General features: G+C 50.3%; 10 protein-coding genes. All 10 read right to left on the minus strand.

What is annotated here, in order from left to right; translation table 11 throughout:
* A partial coding sequence (locus LPH68_RS25590) for a hypothetical protein (protein ID WP_230297231.1) occupies positions 1-309 on the minus strand: 309 nt, incomplete at its 3' end.
* Positions 263-733 (minus strand): hypothetical protein, encoded by a 471-nt coding sequence (locus LPH68_RS25595; RefSeq protein ID WP_230297232.1) that lies wholly within the window; start codon positions 731-733, stop codon positions 263-265. The genes LPH68_RS25590 and LPH68_RS25595, both read right to left, overlap by 47 nt.
* Before the next feature lie 19 nt (positions 734-752).
* Positions 753-1,208: a hypothetical protein gene (locus LPH68_RS25600; RefSeq protein WP_230297233.1), complete on the minus strand. Its 456-nt coding sequence runs from the start codon at positions 1,206-1,208 to the stop codon at positions 753-755.
* Positions 1,209-1,231: 23 nt separating this feature from the next.
* On the minus strand, positions 1,232-1,936 hold the full coding sequence (locus LPH68_RS25605) for a radical SAM protein (RefSeq protein ID WP_230297234.1): 705 nt from the start codon (positions 1,934-1,936) through the stop codon (positions 1,232-1,234).
* Positions 1,937-1,953: 17 nt separating this feature from the next.
* Positions 1,954-2,457 carry a hypothetical protein gene (locus LPH68_RS25610; protein WP_195589158.1) on the minus strand — a complete coding sequence of 168 codons (504 nt, stop codon included), beginning with the start codon at positions 2,455-2,457 and terminating at the stop codon, positions 1,954-1,956.
* Positions 2,458-2,468: 11 nt separating this feature from the next.
* Positions 2,469-2,762: a hypothetical protein gene (locus LPH68_RS25615; protein ID WP_195589156.1), complete on the minus strand. Its 294-nt coding sequence runs from the start codon at positions 2,760-2,762 to the stop codon at positions 2,469-2,471.
* Positions 2,713-2,892 (minus strand): hypothetical protein, encoded by a 180-nt coding sequence (locus LPH68_RS25620; RefSeq protein ID WP_195589153.1) that lies wholly within the window; start codon positions 2,890-2,892, stop codon positions 2,713-2,715. Before LPH68_RS25620 ends, LPH68_RS25615 begins: the two co-directional genes overlap by 50 nt.
* A 34-nt stretch (positions 2,893-2,926) precedes the next feature.
* Positions 2,927-3,445, minus strand: a complete 519-nt coding sequence (locus tag LPH68_RS25625) for a hypothetical protein (RefSeq protein WP_195589151.1) — start codon at positions 3,443-3,445, stop codon at positions 2,927-2,929.
* 32 nt (positions 3,446-3,477) lie between these two features.
* A complete protein-coding gene (locus LPH68_RS25630; RefSeq protein ID WP_229101772.1) occupies positions 3,478-3,897 on the minus strand; it encodes a hypothetical protein in 420 nt (139 codons plus the stop codon).
* 19 nt (positions 3,898-3,916) lie between these two features.
* On the minus strand, positions 3,917-4,213 hold the full coding sequence (locus LPH68_RS25635) for a hypothetical protein (RefSeq protein WP_195589148.1): 297 nt from the start codon (positions 4,211-4,213) through the stop codon (positions 3,917-3,919).
* Between the last annotated feature and the right edge of the window lie 126 nt (positions 4,214-4,339).

The following is a 4,339-nucleotide window of genomic DNA, read 5'->3' on the forward strand; positions in this document are numbered from 1 at the left end:
TTCTTTGAATAACTTCTGTTTGTAGCGCCGGTATTCACGGATAATTTCAGTGTGCTTTTTTCGGTCAGGCTTGTACATCCCCTTCGCCTTGCGCTTATTCAGCAGCTCCCTGTTACGCTTCTCCCTTTCGGGATTCACGATAAACGTAATCAGGCGGCGGCTTACACCGTACTCGCGTGCCAGTTGGCGCTGACTGACATCTTCCGTCATGTAACGGTGGAAAATCTCTGCTCGCTGTTCGGGTGTCAGTTTTTGCCTGCGGTCATACCGTGTCCCGCAAATGGTTATTCCCGTGCTTCTGTATGGCATGGCTGTGTCTGTTTATCGTTTGTATTCCATGAATAAAAGTCGTAATAGCCTGATTTTTTTTACAGTTCATATCCATTTGATTTTGATTTAATTCTTGACCAAACAGCATTTCCTTACGGTAATCCGCCGGTCCGTCTCCAAAACTTCGGCATATCGAACCGACCGCTCCGTCCGTCAGGCGTACGAAATCCTCGGTGCGGAATGATGGTGCCGGACTTGTGACGGGAGCCAGCATCTGCCAGTCCCTATGTCCTTCCAGGTCTTCCATAGCCATTGCGTAGGCTCTATATTCCACTTCAGTTCCGAATTGCCTGGTTATCATGTAACCGCCGGAGTCGGCGGTATTCTCTTCCGGCGGGATGATCCCGGTTTTCTTGTATATGCTTACGGTGTCCTTACCGAGCAAAAGTGTCACTGTTATCATGATCGTGGCAATCGTTTTTTTATAACAAGTAAAAATCCATATCCTTTTCCTCGAAATCGGTCAGGTGTTCTTTATTGTATTCCTCTATGACCATTGAGGGAATATATGTTTCACCGCTTATCTCGAACTTTTCCCGCGCCAACAGCTGCGCGAGCGTATCCACATGACCTTCCAGTATTTTTTCGATTTCCTCACGCTTGCCTGTTACCGTGGCACCAAGGCGCATCCATACCGACTCTTCACACTGGGTGTCCGTATCTTCCGGTTCGTCCTTATGACGTATGATCTGATAATCGCTCCAGCCGTCACCGTCATTCAACCCGGCGACATAGGCCTTATATTCTTCAAGAGTTTTGAACTCTTTCTCGTCCACGACACCCCCGTTGTCCATCAGCCATTCCTCGGAAGGCAGTTCCTTGCTCTCGTCATATTTTCTTACGGCATCCTCGCCAAAAATCATGGTTATCTTTATCATATTGTCTTTTTATTTTGAATGGTTTATTTGTATAATCTTTCTTTTCTACGCTCTTTCAGGGTATTCCGGAGATATTTCATGAGCTTTCCGCAAGGACACAGGGCATGTTCCCGCTGGCGGGCATAGCTCAGGTCACCGTTGGAGAGAATCATGCCGTCGGCATTGAGACAGAGATCGCCATAAACGTAGTTCTCCTCCGTAAGGTAAATCCTATGAACGGGATTCGGATATCCCTCCGTACTGCGACCTTCCCGGAAAAGGAAGATCCGTTCGGCCTGTCCCCTGACTCCGAAAAAGGGATACGGGGAAAGTGCCGCAAGTGTGGCAGCATGCTCCGCCGGATCATGGAAGCGGTCGTCGCTCATTTCGAGCATGTGGCCGGAGTCCTGCTCCTTTTCCTCCTGGTACTCGTACAGCGCGGCGCAGGCTGCTATGAATTCCCCGGAACGGGAGGTAGCCGCTCCGTTGGTCACGATATAGAAATCATTGACTGTAATGCCGTATGCACGTACCCGTCCGAGTATATGATGGATAGCCCGGACGTTAAGCGACGGCTCGCCGCCCGTGATGTTGAAATGGTGGATATGCCTGACATGCCGCAGCAGGTTGCTTATATGTTTCAAAGAGATATCCACGGATTCGGCATCTCCCCGCATGCAGTGGGCACAGCGCATGTTGCAACGTCGGGTAATCTCGATGCAGAGATTCTTGATATATAGTTCTCTCATATTCGATGTAGTTCGGCTTAAGTTTCATCCGGGATTTCCTTTCCCGTGTAAGGATTATATAGCGGTGTGTTGCCAACTGCCTCGGCGTCAATAGCGAAACTGCCACGGCCTACGTCGTAGAAGAGTTCCAGCTTTAGCGGCGTTGAAGCGATGACTTTCTCAGCCTCGGCTTGTGACAGGCCTGAATACATCAGGCATTTGACACGACACCGGAACATTTTCGGATTGGTTTCCGGCGTGGTAACTACATCAACGACCTCGCACACTTCATCCGTGATGGCGAAGCGGTCGGGATTGGGTGTGCCGTTCCTTCTAGAGCCGTCCGATGCGGCATGTCCGGTGATTGAATGGTTCCGCACCTTTTCGGCGGGATAGGTCTTATCGCCTTTGGCGAAATACGACTTGCCGGAGGCGACACAGGTATGATAGATTACGCCGTGGACCTTTCGTCCGTCGTCAAGTATAATTGTATAGACCGTTCCCTCCTGCAAGACAGGAACGGCATTCGGCTTATGAGACATAAGATTTGTTTTTAGCTGTTTATGAATTTTGGTCTTGCATGCCGCACGATGTGTAGGTCATCATAACCGATGGCTCTCAGTTCGGAAAGCGGGTTGCGGTACTCCTTTTCACGGACTGGCCGCGTCACGGCGATCACACCCGCATAGTCGGCTGCGCCATGCTGGCCGACGTGCATGTAGGAGGTTATTTCACCCCGCCGTCCACTCCACGGTATTTCCGGGAACAGGGCGATGATCTGTCCGTCGGGATAGCGTCTAAAGACCACCTTCGTCATTTTTCCCACAGATTTTCGTGTCGATTTCATAATCCCCGTAATTTTTGAATTCATAGTCCACTTCGCTGATAATTTTGTCAACCTCTTCGTCCGTTATCTCATCGGCCTTCGGGTTGTCGATATCGAGCCGTACGGTCAGGTAAATGGTTCTTGTTGCCATAATATCATACATTTTTTAGTGTAACAAAGCCGGCCTATGACGGGCCGACGGTATATTTCTCTATCAGCCGCTTCCGGTACGCCTTGTCCTTTCCGGCGGCAAGGCTTGCCAGTTTGCGGATATTCCGGTTGGCTTTTTCCGCGACCTGCTCCACTGTCGGTCCGGGAGTCATGAAATCACGGCATCCGGCACCACAATACCGCTGCTTCCCCTTGACCGTCCTGCCACAGGCCGGACACCGGCGCTTGCCGTCACGCTCCAGCACTTCCAGAATATTGGCATGAATGCCTTTCCACCATTCAATACGGTCTATGTCATAATCGTAGACGGTTATCGTGTTCCCGAAACTGCGGGCTTCGACCTCAACGGCAATGCCCTCATCTTCAAGGCAAACCTTCAACACTGGGTCTTCGTTAGGCTCACAGTGCCTGTCATACCAAATGATATAGGTGGGATCGTCCAGTTCGTCAGGCTCTCCCAGACAGAGTTCCGTAAGGCCGTTGTTTACGAGAATGTTGCGGATGGCGGCTTGTAAATCTTTGATACAATCCATTGATATTTCGTTTTATGGTTGTTCCTCATTCGTCAGTTCATCTCCGAAGCATGGCCGACGAACTGGAAGATATCGGCGTATTGTTCGCTGTAGATATAGAATCCGTCCCGTTTTTCCCCGGTCTCCGCATCTATTCCGTCAGCAAGGAGATATTCCCCGTCATCCGTCAGGTAGACATCGGTAAGCTTGATACGGGGCGTGTCGTGCTTCCCGTACAGGGTTGTCGTGACGGGGAAGTTGTTGTCGTCGAGTTCCTCCTCTTCCGTGAGGCCGAGTGATACGCGGCCATATTGTGCCAGGAACTCCAGCATGAATTTCAGCATGGCTTGCCCGGCCTCGTGCAGCCGTTCGTCGATAAAGGCGTACCGGGTGGCGAACAGATGCAGCTTGTCAGCACTCATTTTGTCCGGGGCTTTGCCCGGCTCCGCATTGTCTTTCTGTATTTTATCCATATCTGTCATATTGTTGGTTTCATGTTTCCAGTGGGGTGAAGGAGACGGTCAGTATCACTATCTCGTCACCCAGGTTGAACACTTTCAGGCAGTCGTTACTGATAGTCCTTTTCAGGATGTCTCCCCGGTATCGGGAATTGCGTACCTTGAAGGTAAAATCATCAATGAACGAGCTGATGCAATGAAGCACGTGACCGAATTCTTCCTTGCCGTAGGGCTGGGAGAAGTATGCTTTTATGTGCATTCTCAAACTCAGGATGTAGTTCGAGGTCCTGCTTCCGGTCGGTCCGGTCAACACTATTTTATATTTTTCCATAGCCTGTCTGTTTTAATCGTCATACCAGCCCTCGATCTCATCGAAATAACCGTTCGAGTCCCATTCTTCCAGCAAGGTGGTCGGGTACGTCCATTCAAGGCTGTAAAACAGATCCTGGCATACCTC

Origin of the sequence: Bacteroides sp. 1_1_30, from assembly GCF_020982715.1 — a bacterium.
GTDB classification, from domain to species: domain Bacteria; phylum Bacteroidota; class Bacteroidia; order Bacteroidales; family Bacteroidaceae; genus Bacteroides; species Bacteroides xylanisolvens.

Coding starts and splice junctions, on each gene's coding strand:
- LPH68_RS25620 (WP_195589153.1), bottom strand. CDS start 2,892: ATGGCAACAAGAACCATTTACCTGACCGTACGGCTCGATATCGACAAC.
- LPH68_RS25600 (WP_230297233.1), bottom strand. CDS start 1,208: ATGATAAAGATAACCATGATTTTTGGCGAGGATGCCGTAAGAAAATAT.
- LPH68_RS25635 (WP_195589148.1), bottom strand. CDS start 4,213: ATGGAAAAATATAAAATAGTGTTGACCGGACCGACCGGAAGCAGGACC.
- LPH68_RS25605 (WP_230297234.1), bottom strand. CDS start 1,936: ATGAGAGAACTATATATCAAGAATCTCTGCATCGAGATTACCCGACGT.
- LPH68_RS25595 (WP_230297232.1), bottom strand. CDS start 733: ATGATAACAGTGACACTTTTGCTCGGTAAGGACACCGTAAGCATATAC.
- LPH68_RS25625 (WP_195589151.1), bottom strand. CDS start 3,445: ATGGATTGTATCAAAGATTTACAAGCCGCCATCCGCAACATTCTCGTA.
- LPH68_RS25610 (WP_195589158.1), bottom strand. CDS start 2,457: ATGTCTCATAAGCCGAATGCCGTTCCTGTCTTGCAGGAGGGAACGGTC.
- LPH68_RS25630 (WP_229101772.1), bottom strand. CDS start 3,897: ATGGATAAAATACAGAAAGACAATGCGGAGCCGGGCAAAGCCCCGGAC.
- LPH68_RS25615 (WP_195589156.1), bottom strand. CDS start 2,762: ATGAAATCGACACGAAAATCTGTGGGAAAAATGACGAAGGTGGTCTTT.